We start from the raw sequence: 23,662 nt of genomic DNA on the forward strand, positions 1-23,662 counted from the left end.
GGTAGTACAACCATACTTTGCAATAGAGAATCGATATTCAACAATCGGGCGCGATTCTTCAATAAAGAAGATCGCTTTTTTCCGTTATAGGGCCATTTAATGGAATAAGAATATTTATGCCTTTAATAAGTTTTTCTTCTTTATAGAGCTTTAGGTATTAAAGTTTTGTGAGTAATTGGGGGACAGAGCAAAAAACGCATATTTTGTATAAGGGTTCCCAAAACGTCTATCCTCAACACTAATGAAATATTGATTTGTGACCCTCCTTTAACAAGTTTTTAGCGCTAATTCAAAAGTATTCAAACAAATTCCCAAACGTGGACTATTTAGAGAGAAAAACTCTAAAAAGAGATTATCATTTAATATAGTACATTTCATCTTGTTTGGAGAATAACCAAATGATACCATGTAGTTAAATAAATTTTACTGTGTAAATTTATATTACGGAGTTGATTTTATGAAACCAATATTAACCTTAACAGAGTACAGTCAATTAAAAGCACTTAGTGATCCGTTACGGGCAGAGATGATGATGCGTTTGTTAGAAAAACCATATACAGGTCAACAGTTATCTGAGTACTTTAATTTATCCCGGGCAAAAATTCATTATCATCTTAAAGAACTAGAAAAAAATCAACTCATTTCAATTGTAAAGAAAGAAGAGAAGAATGGTATCATTCAGAAGTTTTATCAATCTGTTGCCAGAGGTTTTACTCCTGCTGCAGAGTTACTTCCACACCTGGAAGATATTAGTGAAAATTCCAGACAACTGCTTCTGCAAATGGCTGAAAGAACCAAAAGTGTTATTCTTTCGGCACCCGAGAACGCTTTTAAATTGAATAAAGCTAGCGAAGACCCTTCTGAATGGGATTATGTAGGATCCATGTGGCAATTTTCCGCAAAAGAAGACCACTTTAAAGATTGGATAAAAAAGTACTTCGCCCTAATGCAAGAATTTAGCGAGATAACAAAAGAGACCCAAACAAGCGACCCTGATAGCAAAATCTATTATATTTCCACAATGGCTTTCCAAATTGACGAGCCTGTAATGGATGATATGAAAAGTAATAAAGAAGAGGAGTAACAATACTCCTTGTTCTTTTTATGAACATGTTAAAAAAAACTAACCGTTTCAACTAAATTTAACTACGGGGGGGTAAATAATGAAATTTTTACTAAAAAACAAAAACTTTCTTTACTTATTTTTAGGTAGAATAGTCACTAATATGGGGGATAGTCTTTATTATGTTGCATCCATGTGGCTTGTGTATGAACTGGGTAAAAGCTCTTTTTACACGGGTCTGGCGGGTTTCTTAATATTACTGCCCAAAGCAATGCAGTTTCTTTTAGGACCGTTTGTGGATAGGTGGAGAATCAAAAAGACCTTAGTGATTACACAAATTCTACAATCCGTGCTCATCTTAATTATACCCATCTCCTATTTATTTGGATTTCTCTCCATTCAACTAATTTTAATCGTTATGCCTATTATTGCATTTATAGAGGAATTTGCTTATCCAACTCAGACAAAAGCACTTCCTTTAATCCTTAGTAAATCAGAATTAATAAAAGGGAACTCTCTTTTTTCCTTTGCTTATCAAGGGGTAGATCTTGTATTTAATGCCCTAGCCGGAATTTTCGTAGCAGCTGTAGGAGCAATATGTTTGTACGTCGTTGACTCTATAACTTTTGCTATGGCAGCCATCTTTTTTAGTTTACTAAAAGTTACCCAGAATGCAGATCAAAGTTCTAAAGAAGAGAAACATAGAAAGTTATCCATAAAGGCTTATTTAAAAAAATTAACGGAAGGGTTTTCAATCGTTTTTAATTCATTACTGTGGGTATTTTTAGTGGGGTCTTCAATTGCTAACTTTTGTATTGGCATGACCATGGCTATACTGCCTTCTTTTTCTGATATATTAGGAGGAGTAGAAATGTATGGCGTATTATTAACGACGTTATCCGCAGGTTCTTTTATTGGTGCGTTACTGGGGTCCTTCCTTGGAAAATATCGTGTCGGTATCTTATCCATTGTTTGCTTCACACTTGGGGCGTGCTGCTGGACATCTGCAGCATTAGTTTCATCACCTATACTTTCAACCTTACTTTTTGGGTTAGCATGGATACCGATTGGTGCAGTAAATGTATTAATTGCAGGGGTTTCGCAATCAGTTATTCCTAATAGAGTTTTAGGCCGAGTTAACTCAGTCATGTATAGTTTGAGTGTTATCGTCATGCCTATAGGATCTTTATTAGGTGGTTACTTAGCCACTATAGTTAATAGTAAAATTATTTTTGCTTTTACAGGAGTTGGAGTGCTATGTATATCTATTGTTTGGCTTGTCCACCCAGCATTAAGGGCATTACCTAAGGGGGAAGAAATGAGCGCAAAAACATTTAGACTTAACTTTGAGGAGCAAAATATTTTTGTTCTTGAAAGAGGGACACATAAATTTTAGATATTTTTGTTCTTACTTAAGGTGGGGGCCGTTTTTAAATGGTATAACTCTAAATGTTGTAAATCGCATTTTGCTGGTGATACCCTGATATATTTTTCCGGTTTGTAAATACTGGGGTATCAAAATCCTTAACTGAACGGGTGCTACTTTTTAATAAAGAACCTTTTCAACGACCTTTGATCTTCCACAATCGGGCGCTTTAGTGGAATAAGAATTAAATAATTTTATTATTTGTTTCAATTTTAGAAGTAAAGCTGAACTGAATATTTTAAGAACTTTAAAAGGAGGTACTGCAATTTAAGTAGTGCCTCCTTTCCATTTTTAATAGCAATTTTAAATGCCTTTATTGTTTCTATTCAGAATTTAGTATTGATAAATAGGTGAAAATTACGTTATATAGTTTTTGGTTATACTCATATAATTTGATATTTCCTTGATAGTTTAAAGGATAAACTAGATAAATAACATTTTGGATTATAATAATATAGTTTTAGCTAGATATTATGAAATATTCGACCTTATATTATTATGTTTTTGTCTTCCTCTTAGTTTTGTCTCATTTGAAAATACAGGCTTGTCAGGGATTCATAGGTTTTATCTCATAGTTTTATATAATATCCGGTCAAGAGAGAAAACAATAGATGGGCATAAACGAAGTCTTCTATAAGCACTTACTATCATTGCTGAAAAAAACTCGCAATGTTTTCTGGGAACATGGAATTACTTTCATTCATTTAGAAAAATCTATATGATAAAAGTTGATGTTGTAAACTGAGGGGCGAGTCCATGAATGAACAGTACTATGATGCATTACTAAACATAAGAACAGCAGGTGACCAAAAGGGATTCAATAATTCTATGCATTATCATCGGTATGAGCCAACACCATATCGTGCGCTCGAAACTTTATTTAATTCCTATGAATTGAAAAGCAGTGATCGTGTTGTCGATTTTGGCTGTGGAAAAGGACGGTTAAATTTCTATATCCACCATTTATTTCAGGCGACTGTTGTTGGGATTGAAATGAACGAAAGATTTTGTAAAGAAGCGATTGAAAATCGAACAAGATATTTGAAGAAGGTAAAAAACAGAACAGATATAATCCATTTTCATTGTTGCTTAGCAGAAGAATATCAAATTAATCCGTTAGATAATCGTTTTTATTTTTTTAATCCATTTTCAATCCAAATTTTTATGCAAATTATTAATAATATCTTGTTGTCAGTTGAGGAGTTTGAAAGGGAAATCGAGTTAATTTTGTATTATCCGTCAGATGATTATCATTATTTTTTAGAGAACCAAACCTCATTTGAAATAAAAGAAGAAGTCATCCTGCCAGACTATGCGCATAATCCTTATGAGAAATTTTTAATTTATCGATTAGTTTATTAGAAAGATATAAGGAAGGTGTTTCAAAGGGGGAAGTGCCTAATGGGGCATCCACTAATAATCTAATATGTTGGTTAGAGTTGATATTTTTTAAAAAATAATTAAGGTACATTCAATCATTAAACTAAAACTTAGTTATTATTGAAGGGTACCATTTGAATATGCCATTTTGATAAAAGGACTAGGCCAAACAAAGCAGCTGATTTCTGTATTCTACAGGGGACATAGAGGAAGGGTTATTGTCTTGCCTGCTAAATATCTGCAGGTTACCAAGGTTAGAAAAAGTTGCCGGTTGATTCTGCCTCCAAAATGTATGACACTAAAGTAGCAAGAAAGCAGTCAAACACTTAGGAGGAAAACAATAATGAAAAATAAGAGATTGCTACTTTCACTAATGGTATGCATGGCCATTATTTTTTCTGTGGTTACTATTCAGCCTACTGTTTCCAAAGCGCAGACTAATGGCCATGATCCAGTTATCTTCATTCACGGTGCAGGCGGAACAAGTACAGGCTTTTATGGCATAATAAATTATCTAAAAAAACAAGGCTGGTCCGATAATGAAATATATGCTATCGAATTTACGGATAAATCTGGTGTTAGTTTGAATAATCAAAAACAGCTTACTTCTTATATAGATGAGGTATTAAAGAAAACAGGAAAGAGCAAGGTTGATATTGTTGGACACAGCGCGGGAGGCCTTAATACCCTAACTTATATCCTCAATGGCGGCGGAAGCAAGGTAAACGATGTGGTAACGTTGGGTTCTCCAAACAAATATGTAACATCGAAAGCTCCCGTAGGTACTAATCCTAACCAAAAAATTCTTTATACTTCGATTTATAGTACCAACGACTATGTGGTGCCTACTTGGCTTTCAGTCCTTCAGGGAGCGAAAAACGTTCAAATCAGTGGTGCAGACCACGTGGGAATGCTCATGAACAGTAAAGTATACGAGCTGGTTAAAGAAGGATTGAATGGCGGGGGCCAAAATACAAATTAACAAAAGGATCTTATCTTGAACTTAGTTTTTTCAACAATTAATCATAGACAGAAATCAAGAATGTCTGGATTAATTTAGATTAAATTTCAATACTGCTAGATACTGGATTGATAGAGATAACAAGGGCTGTCCCGAAAGTCATACTTCTGACTTATCGGGTAGCCTTTTTTCTTTAAACAGTGTATAGCTGAAAGAGTTGCCTCAAGTTGAATCTCCCAAACAATTTGATTTTTAAGGGAGAAAGTTGCTACTGATTATTTGGCAACTTCTCTTCAGGATGTCCGTTGCCTTGCCTCTTTTTATTTTGCTCATTTTTTTTCTGTGTATCATGTAGTTTCTCTACATAATCATGCGTGCTTTCTTGTTTCATCGTAATTCCTCCTCCTTTATCAAGTAGTTTTTAATGTAACCAAAATCCTTAGAAAGATGCACATTAACAAACGAGAATTCTTCATGTAGCTAAAATGAATTGGTAAGTAATATGCGCAAGTTGGTTAGTAAAAGAGAGTAAAGATGATAAGTAGAGAACCAAAACTTGCGAAAAATCGTTGTATAAACATCAAATATTACAAAAAAATCCTTAAGATATAAAAAATAGCATTTGTATAGTATATACTCGATAATAAAGAAGGGTGATGAGGAGTGCTGGCTACGAACGATGACTACAGAAATTGAATTTATAAACGTCAGTAAGACATATTTGAATCAGCAAGAGGTAGTGAATGTATTAAAAGGAGTGAGTGGAAAGGTAGAAAAAGGGGAGATTGTCACTATTATTGGACCATCAGGGTCAGGGAAAAGTACGATTTTGTCCCTTTGCAATTTGTTGCTTACTCCTGATGAAGGGGAGGTATGGATTCAGGGAAAGGACGTTGGCGACTGGGATATCCAAACACTTAGACGTCAGGTTGGCATAGCTTTTCAAGGCGCTCCTATGCTTACTGGAACAGTACAGGAAAATTTGTCTTTGCCTAAAAGGCTGCAGGGCAAAACGTTAGAAAATCCTAAGAAATACATGGAGTATGTAGGACTAACAGAAGATCTTTTGCTACGTCAGGCCAAAGAGCTTTCAGGTGGGCAGAGACAAAGATTATCGCTTGCTAGAACATTAGTGAACGATCCAGCTATTTTATTGCTCGATGAAGTAACATCCGCATTAGATTCTTTGTCTGCACATGAGGTAGAAGAACTAATTTTACGGATTAACCGTGAAAGGCAAACGACGATTCTCTGGGTTACGCATGATCAATCGCAAGCAGAAAGAGTAGGCGATCAAACGTGGCTCGTGATTGAGGGGAGAATAGTCGAAGCGGCTCCTACTAAGCAATTTTTTGTTAAGCCAAAACAAGAGCAGACAAAACAATTTTTGGAGATGAGGAGGGAGTACAAATGAGTTTAATTGCCCTTCTCTTCAGTTTTGGATTCGTTATTTTTTCCTTTTTTCTTTCACACGCATTTAAGTTAGGACTTGGTCGAGACTTGATTATTACGGGTATTCGGGCCACCATTCAATTACTTGTTGTTGGTTATATTCTTAACACCGTATTTGGTTTTGAGAATCCACTTGCTATGATTTTGATGCTCTTAGTTATGGTGTTCGTAGCAACTATAAATGCAGCGAAACGCGGTAAGGGTTTACCACGTATTTTTTGGAAAATTTTCTTGACGATTAGTATCGTTGAGATAATCACTCAAGGGTTTTTACTTGGATTACAGATCGTACCGGCAACTCCGCAGTATACAATCTCCATTAGTGGAATGATAATCGGTAATTCAATGGTTATCGCAAGTCTTTTCTTAAATCGTTTAAAAGCGGAGTTGGAAATGAGAAAAGAAGAAGTTGTGCTCGTCTTGTCACTTGGAGGAAGTGTAAAACAATCCATATATCCAATCCTAAAACAATCAATACGGTCCAGTTTAATCCCAACGATTGAAGGACAAAGAACAATTGGTCTTGTCCAACTTCCGGGCATGATGACCGGACAGATTATAGCTGGAGCTGACCCTGTAGAAGCCGTCCGTTTTCAACTATTGATTGTATTTATGATCTTGTTTGCAGCAGTCCTGACAGCTATTATCCTGGGCTTTCTCATTTATCCGGAATTATTTAATAAGAAACAGCAGCTAGATATCAGCGCTTGGTAAAATCTAATATTTGTAAATTGTGGTAGTTGGATTATATTCTACATATAGAAAGGTGATAAACATGAATTTTACAATTAAACAAGAAACCAGTTCGGATTATCGAGCAGTCGAAACTATGATAAAGTCAGCTTTTGAGCATGCAGAGTATACAGACCATGATGAACACAACCTAGTGGCAAGACTAAGGAAGAGTGGGGCATTTATTCCAGAGCTATCCTTACATGCTGTATTAGAGAATGACATTGTGGGGCATATTTTGTTTACAAAAATCATGATACATAATGGGAAAGAAAAGTATCCCTCTCTTGCTCTTGCACCGGTTGCAGTATTACCCAGTTATTAAGGTAAAGGGATTGGTAGCAAACTTATTCTAGAGGGAATAAAACGAGCGAAATCTCTTGGTTTTGAATCTGTGATTGTGCTCGGGCATGAAGAGTATTATCCGCGCTTTGGATTTGTTCCAGCAAGCAAATATAAGATATCGGCACCATTTGAAGTACCAAATGAAGCCTTTATGGCATTGGAACTGAAATCAGGAGCTTTGCATCATGTTACTGGAACCGTAGAATATCCAAAAGAATTTCTTACATGAGTATAGGATTTGAATGAGACAAGGCTGATAAAGGGGAAGCAAAAAGAACGACTTCATTTAGGAATGTATCCGAGCAAAAATACAAATAATATTTGTACAAATAAACAAACATGATCCGAATTGAAAGGAGGACAATATGAAATTGCATCAAATTATGGAAAATGTAAAATCTACTTTTCAACAAGCAGCTGCGCTTGTGAAATCTACGATTGCAGGATCCTCGACTACGATTCAAGAATTGGCGGACTATGTACTTCATCATTCAGAGACACAACAGGAAAATCGTACTCTTTTGGGCATCACCTATTCGTTTTATCATTTGGAACAAGAGGAGATTCAATATTATTTAGAAATGAGGGGCTCTCATATATTACAGTTGGACGTAGAGACGACTGACAAAAAATTCGTATCCTATCGTTCTTATCGTGATCAAGATCAGTTACATACAAAAATCCTATTGCGTTAAAACGCCACCATTTACTATAAGAGGATCAATCCTATTGAATGCTACACCCGCCTAATCTCAATGGTGGCGGTGCTTAGCCGGAATTTTGGATATTTTCTCGATAAAATTAGTATACACGCTAAGTAGTTTGGCTTTATTAGTAAGTGGCGAAGCACCGGCCCCATGTCCTTCAAACGAAAATAAAATTTTCCGAGCCGCTTTTAGGTCAAGTCTAATAACAATAAGCGACCTAATTATCTCTTTTGATTAACCAAGTCGCTTATCTTTTTCATTTAATGATGGGTTTTCCCTTCACTTTATCATTTGGTCTTTCAGTGGTTTCCGTGCGTAATCAACAAATTGATTAAACATATAAGTGAGGTACGAGTTTAATTCAAATCGATCTTCTTGAAAAAAATCAGTCAATCTTTTTGTATTCTCTTTCAATAGAATCACCTCCAACTAACTATTAAACTGCCTTTTTATTATAATTGCCAACCTATGATTCTTTCATACATTTAATGTAAAAAACTAGTGAAGTTTAGGTAATGGTTATGAAGGAAGGAAAAGGGAATGGAGCTACAATTCTAAGGAGAATGAACGAATATCATAAGTTTGTCTGTAAAAACATATGATAATACATCTGCAGCCTCCACCTCTTTGTAGGAAGTTTGGTATGTAGAATATAGTACCCCGCATACTAGATGTTGGTCTTTAAACACAAATTTATTTAGTCAATTCTTATAAGAATTCTCCTGTATCGGCCCCGCCTTCGCCAAATACAATGATGACCCCGCATGTCATCCGCCTATAAATGATTTTAATAGAAAACGCTTACATTTGCAAAGATTTCTGTAAATCAAATTTCGACATAATGTAAGTGGCACAAATTTGCATGTCTGTACCTTTAAAATCCTTATATTTCATAGATAATAGATTGTCTATGAAAATAAGGTCAAATCGAAAGTTAAGAGTTTTGTCGAAGAAAAAAGATGTCATCCTAAATAGACGACATCTTTGTATAATTTGGCTCGTTTCAAAATGAGAGTCTAGTGTGTGGTGCCACCAATTTCTCGAATATCATCTTTTTCAGTAGCTGCAATGACTGCTGCTGTTTTGAGCCCACTTACAATAATATCAAGACTTAAACTCGGAGAACCGTTTTCGACCGTTTGCTCGGGAATATATGGAATATGGATAAAGCCGCCACGTATTTGCGGCGCATGATTAGTTAAATAGTGCATTAATCCATAAAATAGATGGTTACAAACGTACGTCCCGGCAGTATTGGAAACGGAAGCTGGGACGCCATCTTTCCTCATCTGATGAACGATTCGTTTGATCGGCAAAGTTGACCAATATGCAGCTGGCCCATCCTCTGAAATAGGTTCATCGATCGGCTGATTTTTCTGATTATCTGGAATTCGTGCATCATCGACATTAATGGCGATTCGCTCTGGGGTTATTTGCGTACGTCCCCCTGCTTGACCAACACAAATGACAACATCAGGCTCATGAGTTTTAATCGCTTTGATCGCCGCTTTGATTGATTCATGAAAGACAGTTGGTACTACTTGAGTGACAATCTCAACCTCATCTATGACAACACCTTCTAATTGTTTGACTGCTTCTAGTGCTGGGTTTATTGTATCATTTCCAAATGGTTCGAAGCCGGTTACTAATACCTTTTTTCTCATCATTAAACCTCCCATTTCACAAGTACATACATAAGTACGATATTGAATGCAAGCACTAGTAATGCTGTTGGAATTTGTACACGGATGACATGATTTTTATCCTTCAAATCTAGTAATGCGGCAGGGACGATATTGAAATTTGCTGCCATTGGTGTCATAAGTGTTCCACAATAGCCAGCAAACATAGAGATTGCAGCAATATGATTCGGATTTGCGTCAAATTGAGTAATTAAAAATGGAACAGCAACTCCTGCTGCCATTACTGGAAACGCCGCAAATGCATTTCCCATAATCATTGTAAATAATGCCATACCAATACAGAAGACAAATACAATCATAAATAAGGAGTTTTCAGGAATGATTTTAGTCACGACATCCGAAACAACGGTTCCTACGCCAGCTTTTGTAAAAATCGTACCTAATGTTGCTAAAAGTTGTGGCAATAATACAGCCCAGCCGATCGCTTCTAATAATCGGCGAGATTCCTTAATAGCCGTTTGTGGCGTATTTTTTGTCAAGTACATCGCTGCAATAATTGCAATCAAACAGGCTATCCCTAATGCAACTAATGTTGGATTTTTAGGGTCCAATATAAACAATGAATTAATTTTTACTCCTTCAAATCCTTTTGCACCGATTACCGTAATGATAGGAATAAGAAGTGCAGGGAAGAATAACCAGCTACCTAGACGTTTACGCTGTGTTTCTCTTTCTTGTGCCGATGATTCGCCATAACTTCCTTTGCGAAGTCCGCCCATACCAACGACAAGTACCAGGATAATAACCATTAAACCAATATAGAATGGTGGTATAACACTTCCAAATAATAGAGTGATGGAATAGATGAAATAAAACAATCCAGATAAGTGTCGACGAGGATTTGCTTTATCACTAAAAGTGTACAAGGAACAGCATAAGCAAATGATCCCCATTATAATATAAATAAATTCAACGGAAAAAATCATCTTATCACATCCTTTTTAGTTGTTGAGCCTAATGTTCGATCCAGCTTTTTATCAAATAAGCGAAGTCTAATTGAATGAACAATTAAAGCAAAAACCGCTGTAGGGATTCCCCAAAGCGCCATTGAAATCGGATCGGATTCTATCCCATTTTGGTCAAAGAAGCCCTTCATTAATAAAATGGCTCCGACTGCAACAAATATATCTTCGCCGAAAAATAATCCGATATTATCAGCGGCTGCCGCATGTGCGCGAATTTCATCTCGTTCTTTCTCTGGAATTTCGCCATATTTTGCTTTTGCAGCTCCTTCAGCCATCGGCGCAAGTAGAGGACGAACAGTTTGAGGGTGACCACCAATACTTAATAAGCCAAGAGCCGCTCCTATTTCTCGAAATAGTAAATAAATCGTTATAATTCGACCAGCTGTCGCTGCTTTGATTTTCGAAACAAGATGGCCTGCTTGGTTTTGTAACCCACTTCTCTCTAATAAACCAATAACGGGAAGTGTTACGAGTAAAATGGACATATAACGATTCGTTGTAAATGCTTCCCCAAATTGCGTAATAATGTCCACGATAGGTAGACCTGCAATTAAGCCAGTCACCAAACCGGAAACAGTCACGACCACAAGCGGATTTAACCTTATTGCAAAGCCTATAATAATTAAGGCAACACCAATTAATACCATATTAATCACAACTCCTTAGGTGCAAGTTTCATTTTATCTGAAAAATAGCACTTTAATTTAATATAAACGATATTTTATCATAATATTATTTATGAAAGAAAGATATTATTTTTGTAAAATAATTAATGGTTTTTCAGAACAAAGGCTGAAAGAGTATGGTTTCTCTATGGAATATATTAGTTTAAGCAATTAATAAAGTAATGGAAATACGTTAATATTCATTATGTAGATATTATTTTTAAAAAATGATCCCTATACCTCAAATTAACTGGAGACATACGAAATAGGAGTAGACATGGTGTTTCTGTTTTTCATATTATGGACATTCTCCTAAAGACATATTTTTACCCATTGCCATTCTTTATAGTCGTCACTTTATCACCTTTTCTTCTATCCTCATTTACTTCAGAATACTGCTGAAAAGTGATAAAATTGTATTTTGAGTTAAAGGGTGTATAAGAAAGCAGCCGAAAACCTTATAAAGTCACATAGAGAATGTTTGCAAAAGGCTAAAGAAAAATTACTAAGTGTTGCTGCAGAAGGGGATCGTGTCGTTGTTAACTTGAGAAGTGTCTTTGATTGTACATGTAAGATCTCAATGTGACTATAAAAGATGGAGGATTTATATGAAAGACAAAGAAAAATTGAAAGACAAGCGATTTAAAATAGCACATAGGGAAGCAAAAATAGGAGTCGTTCTTGTCGTCATTAATTTTATGTTATGGTTTGGATTTGCTTATGGATTAGGCTCAGGTGATCCAGCCTCTTATAACTATGTGTTCGGTCTACCAGAATGGTTTTTTTACAGTTGTGTCCTAGGTTTTATTGTGATGTTCTTCCTAGTTGTCTATAGTGTGAAATTCCTATTCAAGGAAGTTCCGTTTGAAGAGGAAGAAGAAAGAGGAAATCAAGTATGAACTGGCAGGTTATTATTCCGTTACTTTTATTTTTAGTCGTTATATTTTCTATTGGTTTTTGGGCAAGTAGATATGTTCGTTCAACAGATTCCTTTCTCCAAGAATATTTCCTCGGTGATAGACAGATGGGTGGCTTTGTATTAGCGATGACGATGATTGCTACATATGGAAGTGCGAGTAGTTTTATCGGTGGCCCAGGAGTGGCCTATACGAAAGGACTAGGGTGGGTCCTTCTTTCGATGGCACAGCTTCCAGCAGGATATTTTGTCTTAATGGTTTTAGGGAAGAAATTTTCGATTATCGCACGAAAATACAAGGCGATTACTTTAATTGATTTTTTGAAGGAAAGGTATAAAAGTAATGCCGTTGTTATTATAGCGGCCGTTAGTATCATCGTGTTTCTATTTTCTTCGATGGCCGCACAATGGGTAGGGGGAGCAAGACTGATTGAATCTTTGACAGGCTTGTCTTATACTACAGCATTGTTTCTTTTTGCTGTTTCAGTTCTCTTCTACGTCATTATTGGTGGTTTTAGAGCTGTCGCTTTAACAGAAACCGTCCAAGGGGTCGTCATGTTATTGGGGACGATTATCTTACTAGTCGCTACTATTAAAGCGGGTGGTGGGATCTCCAATATTATTCAAGAGCTTGTGGCGGAAAATCCAAATCTTGTTTCCCCTTATGGAGCGGAGCGAGATTTAACACCTATTTATGTTTCTTCTTTCTGGATCTTAGTTGGAGTGGGCGTTATTGGCTTACCGCAAATCGCCGTGCGAGCGATGTCCTATAAAAACTCAAGAGGCATGCATCAAGCAATCATCATCGGAACTTTTGTCATTGGAACGATTATGCTTGGTATGCACGTAATTGGTGTTTTTGCAAGGGCGATACTTCCAGGTATTGAGATTGGTGATAAAGTGATGCCGACGCTTACGCTAGAAGTTTTACCGCCATTTTTAGCTGGGCTCGTACTCGCTGCACCAATGGCAGCCATCATGTCGACTGTAAACTCGTTATTAATTTTGATAAGTTCAGCCATTGTGAAGGATCTTTATTTAAATTATCTTAAACCCAATGCGTCGGAAATTCAGGTGAAACGAGCTAGCTTTTGGGTGACGACCTTAATAGGAATTTCGGTGATTCTCTTTGCCTTAAGTCCACCAGACTTGCTCATTTGGCTAAACCTATTCTCTTTCGGTGGGTTAGAATCAGTCTTTTTATGGCCGATTGTTTTTGGACTTTATTGGAGTAAAGGAAATAAATATGGTGCCATTTCATCAATGGGTGTCGGGATGGGATCTTATATTTTATTTGATCGACTCTATCCAAACGCTTTAGGCATGCATACCGTTGTTTTACCTGTTTTATTATCTCTTATCGCATATGTAATCATCAGTAAAATGACTCATAAATATGTACTTTCATCGAATCTTCATCTAGAAACAAATGGATGATTGCAATACAGAGGAATACATGCTGTGGAGGTGTCTCATAAAGGGCCAGACCCCTGTGTATAGAATGCGAGGTCTGACTCTTGAGTTACATCACCATGGCGATTTTTTTAGCAACGAAAGAGAAGAGGACGAACCATCTTGTTATTTCACATCCCCACAATTCTTCGCTAACTGATTCAGCTGACCGTGAATTTTTTGATAGACCATCTTTTTTTCCCCGTTAAAATCTTTCCCGTCCCTGAAATAGATGGGTTGACCAGCAAGGATTGCTTTTTTACTTTTACTGGCGTATAAAGGAACAAAACATAAATGTTGACCTGTGGCTTTATAATAGTATTTTTCTAAGTAAAGGAAACCTTCATACATTGCTTTTGTACGCGAAGACGAGTCACTGTATTCAATATCTGGAAAAATGACGATACTTTCACCTTTTTGTAAAGCAGCAACACTCTGTGTAAAGGTTTGTAGAATTTGTCGAGAACCTCTGTACACAGGGATTCCTTTGCTTGAAGTTAAAAGTTTTGCAATAAGATAGGATAGCGGATACGCACAGATTTTTGCAAGATATCGATTCATCCCGTTTCTTTTTGTAAACGTATAGTTGGCATACTGTGTATAACAGGTAGCTTGATCAAGGAAGACATGTAGAATCCATGCATGCAAACTTTTTGGGAACCATAGCATTGTCACAAATGGACCAAATGTATTTTGATGATGCGAAATATACACTACCGGACCTTTTCGATGATTTGGCATTTGAACATGGTATGTAGGGTAAATCAATCTTACGATAAATTGGATACATCTGAAAAATGTCCCATAAAAATTATCTTTCATTCCGTTCACCGATCATCTGTTTTTTGGTCGTTTCAACCGCTTTAAATACCCAATAAAGTTGAATTTGATGGCTAATCATACCTAGTAAAAGGTCGATGCAAATTTTTGCAAGAATCACATTCATACCCATATAAATGGTAGCAGTAGTTACTAAAATATAGGAAGATAACATGACCCCGATACATAATAGATAATATTTGAAAATTGAATGGGTTAGCTTGTTTTGATTGCTGAAAACAAATGTCCGATTCATATAGAAATTGCTCGCAGAAGAAAGGACTCGAGAAACAAATGTAGCATAAAAAATACGTGCTTCAAGTGGCAACCCAACGAGTATCACACTGTTCAGCAAAATAAAACTGCCAATATCTAATAATCCTGAAAGTATCGTTGAATAACAATAACGGAGAAGTCCAGAGAAAAGTTTTGAAAATATCTTAATTGAATCAAATACAGAGTGATAATGCGAACTGGAATTATTATCAAAATATAAAGTCTGTATCGGAATCTCATTAAATGGGATATTCATCTTTTTAGCATAGATTAACATATTGATCTCATATTCGTAGCGTTCACCTTTAAGCTCCAAAATCCTTGGGAGTTCACTTGTTGGCAATCCTCTTAGTCCTGTTTGTGTATCTTTTAGTTTATATCCATATAAGAATTGAAAGAAAAAACTTGTGGTCCTGTTACCAAGCAAACTTCGGAATGGTACATTGGCTTCACCAAAATCCCGAACCCCTAAAATGATTCCGCTTTCATTAGTTTCTAGTGCTAGAGCGATTTTGCATACATCTTCTACGGCATGCTGCCCATCAGCATCAGCTGTCACTACACCATCTAAATGTTGATACGTTTTAAGAAAATATTCAAATGCCGTCTTTAACGCTCTGCCTTTCCCTTTATTCATATCGTGGGTTAAGACTGTACAATGATCGACCATATTTAATTCAGTGAAAATATACGTTAATTCTTCTTTACTACCATCATTTACAATAATGATTTCGGCAGCCCCTTCTGCAAATAATCTGTGGACATAATCAATCAAACTGATTGTAGGGTTAAGGACAGGAATTATTATGGCGCAATTTTTCATTATAATAATCTCCTTTCCAAGGGATAAAGTGCAAAGTTATAAGGGAATAATCAGCTGCACTTTATAACTACTAATCTTGCATTTAATCTGTATAAAATATGACTCTTGATCATGGTTTATGTTTACTATTGGGGTAATACCATTGATATCTTGAAGAAGACAACTGGGAAGGTGTTAACAGTGGAAGTGGTCCTGCACTATTTTCTGGCCAATCCAACTTTCTGTTCAATTTGTTAATATTACAAAAGTAATTATAGAATAAGGGCATGTACCACAGTACTTTATGCAGAAAAGTTGAGTAAACCATAAAATGGAGGTGTCTCTTAAGGGTTTGACCCATTGCTTTTGGACACCCCAATTTCATAACCAGTCTGACGCAAGGGGACATGATTTAATTGTGATAAAACCGGTGAGCTCACTTTTGAAAACTGGGGTGGGTGAAATACGCAACTAAAATACGACAGCCAAGCGCGAGGAATAAATCCAAGGTAAAAGATATGAATTCATGTACTAGAAATATTAATAATTATCGTAAAATGCCTTTAATGTTTTTTCGCGAAAGTGAATTCTATTTTTATAATCCTTTGCAATGAGTTCAGTATAAATTAAATCAAATAGTAAAAAGAACGGTAAGGATGGTGAAATATTCTGCCCCATATACATATTCCTTTTATTCATAGAAAGGATTGTTAAGTCAGCTAAATGGGAGAGCTCAGACTCTTTTTCACCAGTAAAGACTAAAATGGCAGCCCCTTGCCGCTTGGCAATGTTAACGGCGCGAATGACTTCTTTTGTTTGTCCGGAGACAGATATTCCAATCACTACGCTTTTTTCTGTACTTAGAGCTGCATCCATTACGGCCTGATGTGGGTCGGTAATGGTTTCAACATTTAATCCAATTCTAAAAAACTTAGATTTGAATTCCTGTGCTGTAATTCCTGAATTCCCAATTCCATATACATGGATTTTATCAGCTTGAGTAAGGAAGGAGACGGCTTGTTGGATGTCTAGATATGACACCTTTCTGAACGTATTTTCGATAATATCTAAATGGTTTTGATAGAGTTGTGCAAAATAATCCATTTGTTTAATATCAGCTGTTAAGTTCGGTTTATCTCTAAGATCTACATATCTTTTTAGTTCATGTTTAAACTCATTAAAGCCTGAAAATAACATTTTTTGACAGAATCGTGTGATGGTTGCAGGTGAAATATGTAATCTCTTGGCAATCTGACTGCTAGTAATTTGGCTAATTTCATCAGGATGTTCAATAATATAACGAGCAAGTTCTTCTTCTGTGTTTGTGAATTTATTCATATTGCATTCAATTCCATGCAAGAGGTTATCACCTAAATATTCCATGTTGTTCTCCTATTTGAGAAAGATTTTTTCTGCCTTATTATCCCGCATTATCGGGAATTCAAAACCCCCACTGATTGAAGTTTCACTTTATACTATAGGATAACCATTTTATTTGTCCACTATAGATGAACTTAATAAAGGGGGACAAAAAGAAGGGCAGACCTCGCAACGACTAATCCCAGTAAAAGATATGTGTATAAAACACTACTTACTGATTTAGCGTGCGAGGTCTGACCCTTAAGAGACATCCTCTTTATTATGATAGACATTAATCGTACGATTTAGTTAGTGTAAAAACTAGGTACTAGAGCAACGCATCAACAAATCGTTTTGTAATTTGTTGTGGTCGTGTAATAGCTCCACCTACTACTACGGCATGAACATTGATATCTAATACAGAACGGGCAATTTCTGGTGTAGAGACATTTCCTTCTGCAAGAACTTTTGCATGTTTCACTTCTTCTACGATTTGCTTTATGACTGCGTATTGATTGGAGTCAATTTTTAGCCCTTGCGTCTCATCCGTATAGCCATATAATGTTGGTCCAACGATATCGAATCCAAGTTGATCAGCATGAATAGCTTCTTCAACAGTAGAGACATCAGCCATTAGCAACACATTAGGATATTTAGATCTTACTTCATAATAAAATTGATCTAAAGTACTTCCATCAGGTCTAATGCGTGCTGTAGCATCAGTGGCGATAATTTCAGCACCTGTTTCCATTAAAGCATCAATCTCTTTCATTGTCGGGGTGATAAAAACAGGATTATCTCCATAGACTTGCTTGATGATGCCGATAACGGGAAGATCTACTTGTTTCTTGATTTCTAAAATGTCAGCGACCGAGTTTGCGCGAATTCCTTTGGCGCCACCTTCTTTTGCTGCAATAGCCATACGCCCCATAATATGGGAACTGTGTAAAGGTTCTCCCTCTAGAGCCTGACAGGATACGATTAATCCTTTTTTGATTTGATCTAATACCGATTGCATGCTTTACACATCCTTGTTAGCAAAATTCATTAATGTCCCAAGTACTCTTCTACTTCGTTTTTAACAATCGTAACTTGTGGACCATATACAACTTGAATACCATTGCCTTTTTTCACAATGCCTTTTGAACCTGTTTGTTTAATCAAATCATCCTTAACTAAGGATTCATCTTTAACAGTGACACGAAGTCGAGTAGCACAGCAATCTACGACATCAATATTAGCAGTTCCACCTAAACCTTCGACAATTGTTTTTGCGCGGTCCGTTGCTGTTACTTGTTCAACGGCCTGTTCTTCATCTTCACGTCCAAGAACTTTAAAGTTTCTTCTCTTAATAAGGAATTTAAATGTGAAATAATATAAGAAGAACCAAGGAATACCGATTAAAATGACATAAACCCAATTTGTTTTAGCGATACCTTGAAGGATTCCGAATAGTGTAAAGTCAATAAATCCTCCAGAAAAAGTTTGTCCAATTGTAATATTGAAGATATCGGCCATCATAAAGGCTAACCCATCAAACAGAGCATGAACAAAATAGAGAAGTGGAGCAACAAACAAGAAACTAAATTCAAGAGGCTCTGTGATACCAGTTAAAAATGATGTTAAAGCCGCTGAAAGAAGGATCCCTGCAACTACTTTTTTATTTTTTGGTTTAGCACAGTGATAGATAGCAAGAGCCGCTCCTGGAAGACCAAACATCATTGTAATAAAACGACCAGACATAAACCTTGATACGCCTTCATAATACTGTTGGGTGTTCGGGTCAGCTAATTGTGCAAAGAAAATATTTTGTGTCCCGTTCACAATATGCCCGCCAATTTCCATCGTACCACCTAATGCTGTTTGCCAGAAGGGTAGGTAGAAAATATGATGTAATCCCATTGGTCCAAGCATACGTAGAATAAAGCCGTAGAAAAATGTTCCAATCGTACCTGTGCTTGTAACTAACGCACCTAATTGATTAATAAATAGTTGGAAATAAGGCCAAACGATAAATAAAATGGCTCCTACGATAATGGATGTAAAAGAAACAACGATCGGGATGAAACGAGAGCCTCCGAAAAATCCTAAAACTTGAGGCAACTGAATCTTATTGTATTTATTGTGTAATAATGCTGCTACAATCCCAATGACAATCCCACCAAAAACACCTGTTTCTAATGTTTGGATACCAACTGCCATTCCTTGACCTGCACCTGCTAAATTATCTTTAGCAAGTTCTCCCGTAATGGATAGCAAGGCATTGATCGAACTGTTCATAACAAAATACCCAATCATTGCAGCTAGACCAGCTGTACCTTTATCTGAACGAGCAAGGCCTACTGCAACGCCGACTGCAAAAATAATCGGTAGGTTACCAAAGACGATACTACCTGCCGAGCTCATAATGGTAAAAATGGCTTGAAGCCATACAATATCTAAAAACGGATAAGCCGAAACCGTATTTGGGTTCGATAGCGCTCCTCCAATACCAAGCAGCAAACCAGCAGCTGGTAAGACAGCAATCGGAAGCATAAATGACTTACCAAACTGTTGAGCTTTCTCAAAAACATTCTTCAAAACTATTACCTCCTTGTGTACGAATCTTGTTGTCTTATGTTTAAGGTATCCCTTATGGGCTTATTATATATATGTGAAAAAACGCTTTCAATGAAATGGCTAGAGAAATCAAGCTTTTTCAGTAATTTTCTGATTGATTTGAAAGGTTTTTCAATCGTAAAAACAATACTGATTATTCTAAAGATACTAACGTTGGCTGGGAGGATTTTCTGGGGAATTTAACATAACTGAAAGAATGAATTTTATTTTTTATGAAGGCTCTTTTCGTAAAGATTGCTGTTTTTAGCAAGAAACCAATTCGAACAGATGTTGATTGTAGTGGAAGGTGCGAGACTCCTGCGAGAAAAGCGTGTTGAGGGAGACCCCGCAAGTGCAAAGCACTGAGGAGGCTTCTGAGACCGCCCGCGGAAAGCGAGTACCTGCAACGGAAATCAACCCGGGTTATTAATGTAAAAATGATTGAAAAGCAACAAAGTATGTGAAAACAGCCTTTATGAATGATTTAAACGATTAATGTGATAACGAATGAGATAATTCGGGAGTATCTTAACTACATTTCCAGATTTACGATCCGAAAACAAGATGAGCGTGCCGGAGCAAGCATGTAGTGATCCGGAATCAAGATTTAAAAAGGAGGCTGCACCGTGAATGGGCTAGCCTCATCGCAATTATGAACGCTGAATCATAGAAGTTGCATAGCTTTTCACTAATTTTTGTAGATTTTTATGTCCTTCTCTAACTTTAATAGTCTCCTCAATAATCTTTTGGAAGCCTTCTAAGTCTTTATCGGATGCATTCAATACGGATCTAGTCACACTTTCGGCGATTTGTTGTAAGTTTATTTCGGAACTCAATGACAACGACCACCTTTCCACTTATTTATTATGGCATGTGTTTCTCCACTTTACTTATTTATGGAAAGAGTGTGCAATTTCCTGCAAGGTATTTAATAAATTTATCAACAATTATCATCACATTTCTTAATCGTTAGTGGAATTTCAACAAGACTGTCGGAATTAAAAAGGAAAGTTGCTTCTTCTCCATTCACCTCCTCTGAAAAAAGCTCTAGTGCCCATTTTTAAATTATCATCAGGTTTACTTTACTGGGAACCACTATTAAAAAATCTATAATACGACGAAATAGATAAATATAGAATTTTTACAAATCTTCATAAAAATGGAAGGTTATTTACTGGTGTCGTAGAATTCTATAGCAAAGCAGTTAGATTTAAGGGATATCGGTTTGCCTGCGAAATGTAACTGTTTTTTGTCAAAAGACGAAACGCTATATCATTACCGTGGTTGATAAGTCATATAGTTAAAAAACAAGCTGGTGATAAAATGTTTCATATATTGGTCTCTAAAAGAGAGACATGTCTATGGGGAATATGCCGTTGGATGAAGCAGACTTGTAACGCATCATTTAGTTCTAGCAAACCTTTGAGGAGGTGATCTTAAACCAATAGGCGATGACTGTAAGAGATATGTTTCATACAGTTGATATGAGTAAACTTATTTGTACAAATGCTTAAAGCAATTATTTATTACTATTTATTTTTAGATTGACGTAGTATTTGTTTGCCTTGTCAAAAAGAGAAAATATGGGTAGGGGGTTTATCAATATGACGAAATATTTACAGAAAATTGGTCGTTCATTGATGCTGCCAGTCGCCGTATTACCAGCCGCAGCTATTTTACTCGGAATAGGCTATTGGATTGATCCATCTCCATCTGGCTGGGGAGCTGGAAGTCCGATAGCAGCTTTCTTAATTAAAGCTGGAGCTTCAATTATTGACAATATGGCGATCCTTTTTGCAGTAGGCGTAGCGTTAGGGATGTCAAAGGACAGAGATGGATCAGCAGCGTTAAGCGGATTGGTGGCCTATCTTGTCGTTACAACTTTACTTTCTATAGATTCTGTAGCTATGCTACAAGGGATTGATCCGGGAAACGTAAACGCTGCATTTGATAAAATAGAAAATGTCTTTGTCGGTATTATTTCTGGGCTAATTGCTGCAAACATGTACAATCGATTTAGTAAGGTGGAACTGCCGGATGCGCTCGCCTTCTTTAGTGGGAAACGACTGGTTCCTATCATGTCAGCTGTCGCCATGTTATTCGTTTCCCTCGTATTGTACTTCGTATGGCCAGTTATCTATTCAGCCCTCGTCCATTTTGGTGAAGCAATAAGTGGACTCGGTGTTATTGGTGCAGGTTTATATGGTTTCTTCAATCGACTCTTGATTCCAACAGGCTTACACCATGCATTAAACTCCGTATTTTGGTTTGATGTAGCTGGAATCAATGATATCGGTAACTTCTGGGCAGGTACGGGAGAAAAAGGTGTTACTGGCATGTATCAAGCTGGCTTTTTCCCAATCATGATGTTTGGCTTACCAGCAGCGGCCCTCGCCATGTATCATTCTGCGAAATCAAAAAGGAAAAAACAAGTGGCTGCATTAATGCTCGCAGCAGCTTTTGCTTCATTTTTTACAGGGGTGACAGAACCTCTCGAATTCGCATTCATGTTTGTCGCACCTGCCCTTTATGTTGTTCATGCCTTATTAACAGGTATTTCTTTAGCGATTGCAGCAACTTTCCAATGGACAGCAGGATTTGGTTTTAGTGCGGGGTTTATTGACTATTTTTTAAGTTCAAAACTGCCATTAGCTAATCAACCCTATATGTTACTTGTTCAAGGGCTTGTTTTTGCTATCCTGTACTATTGCTTATTCCGAATTTTGATTGCTAAATTTAACTTACTAACTCCAGGAAGAGAAGAAGTTGAATGGGAAGAAGTGAAAGCTGGCGGAGCAGAAGCCGCGGCGAGCTCTCAATCTGTGACTGTAGGCAATAAACATGCAGTGATGGCAGCTACGATTTATGAAGGTTTAGGTGGAGACGCTAATGTAACATCTGTTGATAATTGTACAACTCGCTTAAGAATTGAAGTGAAGAACATGAATGACGTTAATCAAAAAGTGATTAAAGCTACAGGTGTGCCAGGAATTAATATTGTTGGTCCACAAAGCATTCAAGTCATTGTTGGAACCCAAGTACAATTCGTAGCAGATGAAATCATAAAGCTTCGAAATAAATGATTATCGTAAATAATTAGTAGAAAGGGTCTGACCCCACAATTAATACATCGTTTATCGTGTCTTATACACAATAAACGATGTATTGTAGATGTGGAGTCTGGCCCTTTCGGTTTGAGTTATCCTTAATAGGAAAATGAGAAATTGATTTTTCAGAAAAATACAGATACTATTATAAGCATATAATGATTTTACATATGGGAGAGGATTTTTCTAATGAAGTCGATTTATACAGGGAAAACGAAGGATGTTTATGCACTTGAAAACGGTAATTATTTATTAAAATTTAAAGATGATGTAACTGGGGAAAATGGTGTCTTTGATCCAGGAGCTAATACAGTCGGCTTAACGCTTGAAGGTGCGGGTAGAGCAGGTCTCAGTTTAACGAAGTACTTTTTTGAAATATTAAAAGAAAAAGAGATTCCTACACATTATATTGACGCCAATATTGAAGAAGCGACAATGACAGTGAAGCCGGCAACTGTTTTTGGCAAAGGACTTGAAGTAATCTGCCGTTACAAGGCAGTTGGAAGTTTTCTCCGTCGCTATGGGATGTATGCAGAAGAAGGGCAACCATTAGACGCATTTGTAGAAGTCACTTTGAAAGATGATGAACGTCAAGACCCACCGATTAGCGAGGATGCACTTGATATGCTTGGTATTTTAACAAAAGCAGAATATACCGTATTAAAAGATCTTACGAAACAGATCGGTAACGTTGTAAAAAATGAATTAGCGAAAAAAGATATCGAATTATATGATATTAAATTTGAATTTGGTAGAGTCGGCGAAGATAAGGAAATTGCCCTAATCGATGAAATCTCAGGAGGAAACATGAGAGCTTATAAAAATGGCAGCTATATCGAACCGCTAGAACTAGAGAAATTGATGTTGGAAGTTTGAGTTGTCCCATATTAACGGGCAGTACCCCCCCACTGATTGAAGTTTCACTTTATATATA

21 protein-coding genes and 1 pseudogene are annotated in these 23,662 nt (G+C 36.6%); 12 read left to right on the forward strand and 10 right to left on the reverse strand.

What is annotated here, in order from left to right; all coding sequences use genetic code 11:
* Positions 1 to 457: 457 nt before the first annotated feature.
* The 4 genes from HNP81_RS16430 to HNP81_RS16445 all read left to right on the forward strand — a co-directional run bounded on the left by HNP81_RS16430 (position 458) and on the right by HNP81_RS16445 (position 4,851).
* A complete protein-coding gene (locus HNP81_RS16430) occupies positions 458 to 1,084 on the forward strand; it encodes an ArsR/SmtB family transcription factor (protein WP_182503313.1) in 627 nt (208 codons plus the stop codon).
* 79 nt (positions 1,085 to 1,163) lie between these two features.
* Complete coding sequence (locus tag HNP81_RS16435) at positions 1,164 to 2,459, forward strand: MFS transporter (protein WP_182503314.1); 1,296 nt, start codon at positions 1,164 to 1,166, stop codon at positions 2,457 to 2,459.
* A 786-nt stretch (positions 2,460 to 3,245) separates the two neighbouring features.
* On the forward strand, positions 3,246 to 3,851 hold the full coding sequence (locus tag HNP81_RS16440) for a methyltransferase domain-containing protein (protein ID WP_182503315.1): 606 nt from the start codon (positions 3,246 to 3,248) through the stop codon (positions 3,849 to 3,851).
* Positions 3,852 to 4,212: 361 nt separating this feature from the next.
* Complete coding sequence (locus HNP81_RS16445) at positions 4,213 to 4,851, forward strand: esterase/lipase family protein (RefSeq protein ID WP_028390185.1); 639 nt, start codon at positions 4,213 to 4,215, stop codon at positions 4,849 to 4,851.
* 247 nt (positions 4,852 to 5,098) lie between these two features.
* On the opposite strand, the gene HNP81_RS16450 is transcribed toward HNP81_RS16445, so the two are convergent.
* Positions 5,099 to 5,221, reverse strand: a complete 123-nt coding sequence (locus HNP81_RS16450) for a DUF4023 domain-containing protein (protein WP_084552174.1) — start codon at positions 5,219 to 5,221, stop codon at positions 5,099 to 5,101.
* Positions 5,222 to 5,509: 288 nt separating this feature from the next.
* Between HNP81_RS16450 and HNP81_RS16455 the strand changes: the two genes are divergently transcribed.
* The 4 genes and pseudogenes from HNP81_RS16455 to HNP81_RS16470 all read left to right on the forward strand — a co-directional run bounded on the left by HNP81_RS16455 (position 5,510) and on the right by HNP81_RS16470 (position 8,054).
* The gene (locus HNP81_RS16455; RefSeq protein ID WP_028390186.1) at positions 5,510 to 6,244 is read left to right on the forward strand and encodes an ABC transporter ATP-binding protein; all 735 of its coding nucleotides are present in this window, start codon (positions 5,510 to 5,512) and stop codon (positions 6,242 to 6,244) included.
* Positions 6,241 to 6,996, forward strand: a complete 756-nt coding sequence (locus HNP81_RS16460) for an ABC transporter permease (RefSeq protein WP_182503316.1) — start codon at positions 6,241 to 6,243, stop codon at positions 6,994 to 6,996. The genes HNP81_RS16455 and HNP81_RS16460 overlap by 4 nt, the downstream gene beginning before the upstream one ends.
* Before the next feature lie 61 nt (positions 6,997 to 7,057).
* A pseudogene (locus tag HNP81_RS16465) lies at positions 7,058 to 7,588 on the forward strand (GNAT family N-acetyltransferase).
* Positions 7,589 to 7,724: 136 nt separating this feature from the next.
* Positions 7,725 to 8,054 (forward strand): hypothetical protein, encoded by a 330-nt coding sequence (locus tag HNP81_RS16470; RefSeq protein WP_051404803.1) that lies wholly within the window; start codon positions 7,725 to 7,727, stop codon positions 8,052 to 8,054.
* 1,028 nt (positions 8,055 to 9,082) lie between these two features.
* On the opposite strand, the gene pcp is transcribed toward HNP81_RS16470, so the two are convergent.
* The 3 genes from pcp to HNP81_RS16485 are packed head-to-tail and all read right to left on the reverse strand — an operon-like array spanning position 9,083 to position 11,381.
* A complete protein-coding gene (pcp, locus tag HNP81_RS16475) occupies positions 9,083 to 9,730 on the reverse strand; it encodes a pyroglutamyl-peptidase I (protein WP_182503400.1) in 648 nt (215 codons plus the stop codon).
* A 2-nt stretch (positions 9,731 to 9,732) separates the two neighbouring features.
* Positions 9,733 to 10,695 (reverse strand): DUF979 domain-containing protein, encoded by a 963-nt coding sequence (locus HNP81_RS16480; protein ID WP_182503317.1) that lies wholly within the window; start codon positions 10,693 to 10,695, stop codon positions 9,733 to 9,735.
* Positions 10,692 to 11,381, reverse strand: coding sequence for a DUF969 domain-containing protein (locus tag HNP81_RS16485; RefSeq protein ID WP_182503318.1), 690 nt, complete (start codon positions 11,379 to 11,381; stop codon positions 10,692 to 10,694). The genes HNP81_RS16480 and HNP81_RS16485 overlap by 4 nt, the downstream gene beginning before the upstream one ends.
* A gap of 626 nt (positions 11,382 to 12,007) precedes the next feature.
* Between HNP81_RS16485 and HNP81_RS16490 the strand changes: the two genes are divergently transcribed.
* Together HNP81_RS16490 and panF are read left to right on the forward strand one after the other, a co-directional pair.
* Positions 12,008 to 12,298 (forward strand): YhdT family protein, encoded by a 291-nt coding sequence (locus HNP81_RS16490; protein ID WP_182503319.1) that lies wholly within the window; start codon positions 12,008 to 12,010, stop codon positions 12,296 to 12,298.
* A complete protein-coding gene (gene panF / locus HNP81_RS16495; protein ID WP_182503320.1) occupies positions 12,295 to 13,752 on the forward strand; it encodes a sodium/pantothenate symporter in 1,458 nt (485 codons plus the stop codon). The genes HNP81_RS16490 and panF overlap by 4 nt, the downstream gene beginning before the upstream one ends.
* 141 nt (positions 13,753 to 13,893) lie before the next feature.
* Here panF and HNP81_RS16500 read toward each other — a convergent pair whose 3' ends face one another.
* From HNP81_RS16500 to HNP81_RS16525, 6 genes are all read right to left on the reverse strand, one after another.
* Positions 13,894 to 14,589 (reverse strand): lysophospholipid acyltransferase family protein, encoded by a 696-nt coding sequence (locus tag HNP81_RS16500; RefSeq protein ID WP_028390194.1) that lies wholly within the window; start codon positions 14,587 to 14,589, stop codon positions 13,894 to 13,896.
* The gene (locus HNP81_RS16505) at positions 14,579 to 15,685 is read right to left on the reverse strand and encodes a glycosyltransferase (RefSeq protein ID WP_182503321.1); all 1,107 of its coding nucleotides are present in this window, start codon (positions 15,683 to 15,685) and stop codon (positions 14,579 to 14,581) included. The genes HNP81_RS16500 and HNP81_RS16505 overlap by 11 nt, the downstream gene beginning before the upstream one ends.
* 519 nt (positions 15,686 to 16,204) lie before the next feature.
* Positions 16,205 to 17,047 (reverse strand): MurR/RpiR family transcriptional regulator, encoded by an 843-nt coding sequence (locus HNP81_RS16510; protein ID WP_182503322.1) that lies wholly within the window; start codon positions 17,045 to 17,047, stop codon positions 16,205 to 16,207.
* Between the two features lie 304 nt (positions 17,048 to 17,351).
* A complete protein-coding gene (locus HNP81_RS16515) occupies positions 17,352 to 18,041 on the reverse strand; it encodes an N-acetylmannosamine-6-phosphate 2-epimerase (protein WP_182503323.1) in 690 nt (229 codons plus the stop codon).
* Positions 18,042 to 18,070: 29 nt separating this feature from the next.
* The gene (locus HNP81_RS16520) at positions 18,071 to 19,603 is read right to left on the reverse strand and encodes a PTS transporter subunit EIIC (RefSeq protein ID WP_182503324.1); all 1,533 of its coding nucleotides are present in this window, start codon (positions 19,601 to 19,603) and stop codon (positions 18,071 to 18,073) included.
* A 668-nt stretch (positions 19,604 to 20,271) separates the two neighbouring features.
* The gene (locus tag HNP81_RS16525) at positions 20,272 to 20,457 is read right to left on the reverse strand and encodes a hypothetical protein (protein ID WP_028390198.1); all 186 of its coding nucleotides are present in this window, start codon (positions 20,455 to 20,457) and stop codon (positions 20,272 to 20,274) included.
* 768 nt (positions 20,458 to 21,225) lie between these two features.
* On the opposite strand from HNP81_RS16525, the gene nagE reads away from it, so the two are divergent.
* The gene (nagE, locus tag HNP81_RS16530; protein WP_182503325.1) at positions 21,226 to 22,704 is read left to right on the forward strand and encodes an N-acetylglucosamine-specific PTS transporter subunit IIBC; all 1,479 of its coding nucleotides are present in this window, start codon (positions 21,226 to 21,228) and stop codon (positions 22,702 to 22,704) included.
* 213 nt (positions 22,705 to 22,917) lie between these two features.
* A complete protein-coding gene (locus HNP81_RS16535; protein ID WP_028390200.1) occupies positions 22,918 to 23,604 on the forward strand; it encodes a phosphoribosylaminoimidazolesuccinocarboxamide synthase in 687 nt (228 codons plus the stop codon).
* The last annotated feature ends 58 nt before the right edge of the window (positions 23,605 to 23,662 follow it).

Source organism: Peribacillus huizhouensis (genome assembly GCF_014138605.1).
In the GTDB taxonomy this organism is placed as follows: Bacteria; Bacillota; Bacilli; order Bacillales; family DSM-1321; genus Peribacillus; species Peribacillus huizhouensis.

Bases quoted from the DNA above. Each gene is read 5' to 3' on its own strand.
- HNP81_RS16430 (WP_182503313.1), top strand. From the start codon at position 458: ATGAAACCAATATTAACCTTAACAGAGTACAGTCAATTAAAAGCACTT.
- HNP81_RS16435 (WP_182503314.1), top strand. From the start codon at position 1,164: ATGAAATTTTTACTAAAAAACAAAAACTTTCTTTACTTATTTTTAGGT.
- HNP81_RS16440 (WP_182503315.1), top strand. From the start codon at position 3,246: ATGAATGAACAGTACTATGATGCATTACTAAACATAAGAACAGCAGGT.
- HNP81_RS16445 (WP_028390185.1), top strand. From the start codon at position 4,213: ATGAAAAATAAGAGATTGCTACTTTCACTAATGGTATGCATGGCCATT.
- HNP81_RS16450 (WP_084552174.1), bottom strand. From the start codon at position 5,221: ATGAAACAAGAAAGCACGCATGATTATGTAGAGAAACTACATGATACA.
- HNP81_RS16455 (WP_028390186.1), top strand. From the start codon at position 5,510: ATGACTACAGAAATTGAATTTATAAACGTCAGTAAGACATATTTGAAT.
- HNP81_RS16460 (WP_182503316.1), top strand. From the start codon at position 6,241: ATGAGTTTAATTGCCCTTCTCTTCAGTTTTGGATTCGTTATTTTTTCC.
- HNP81_RS16470 (WP_051404803.1), top strand. From the start codon at position 7,725: ATGAAATTGCATCAAATTATGGAAAATGTAAAATCTACTTTTCAACAA.
- pcp (WP_182503400.1), bottom strand. From the start codon at position 9,730: ATGAGAAAAAAGGTATTAGTAACCGGCTTCGAACCATTTGGAAATGAT.
- HNP81_RS16480 (WP_182503317.1), bottom strand. From the start codon at position 10,695: ATGATTTTTTCCGTTGAATTTATTTATATTATAATGGGGATCATTTGC.
- HNP81_RS16485 (WP_182503318.1), bottom strand. From the start codon at position 11,381: ATGGTATTAATTGGTGTTGCCTTAATTATTATAGGCTTTGCAATAAGG.
- HNP81_RS16490 (WP_182503319.1), top strand. From the start codon at position 12,008: ATGAAAGACAAAGAAAAATTGAAAGACAAGCGATTTAAAATAGCACAT.
- panF (WP_182503320.1), top strand. From the start codon at position 12,295: ATGAACTGGCAGGTTATTATTCCGTTACTTTTATTTTTAGTCGTTATA.
- HNP81_RS16500 (WP_028390194.1), bottom strand. From the start codon at position 14,589: ATGAAAGATAATTTTTATGGGACATTTTTCAGATGTATCCAATTTATC.
- HNP81_RS16505 (WP_182503321.1), bottom strand. From the start codon at position 15,685: ATGAAAAATTGCGCCATAATAATTCCTGTCCTTAACCCTACAATCAGT.
- HNP81_RS16510 (WP_182503322.1), bottom strand. From the start codon at position 17,047: ATGGAATATTTAGGTGATAACCTCTTGCATGGAATTGAATGCAATATG.
- HNP81_RS16515 (WP_182503323.1), bottom strand. From the start codon at position 18,041: ATGCAATCGGTATTAGATCAAATCAAAAAAGGATTAATCGTATCCTGT.
- nagE (WP_182503325.1), top strand. From the start codon at position 21,226: ATGACGAAATATTTACAGAAAATTGGTCGTTCATTGATGCTGCCAGTC.
- HNP81_RS16535 (WP_028390200.1), top strand. From the start codon at position 22,918: ATGAAGTCGATTTATACAGGGAAAACGAAGGATGTTTATGCACTTGAA.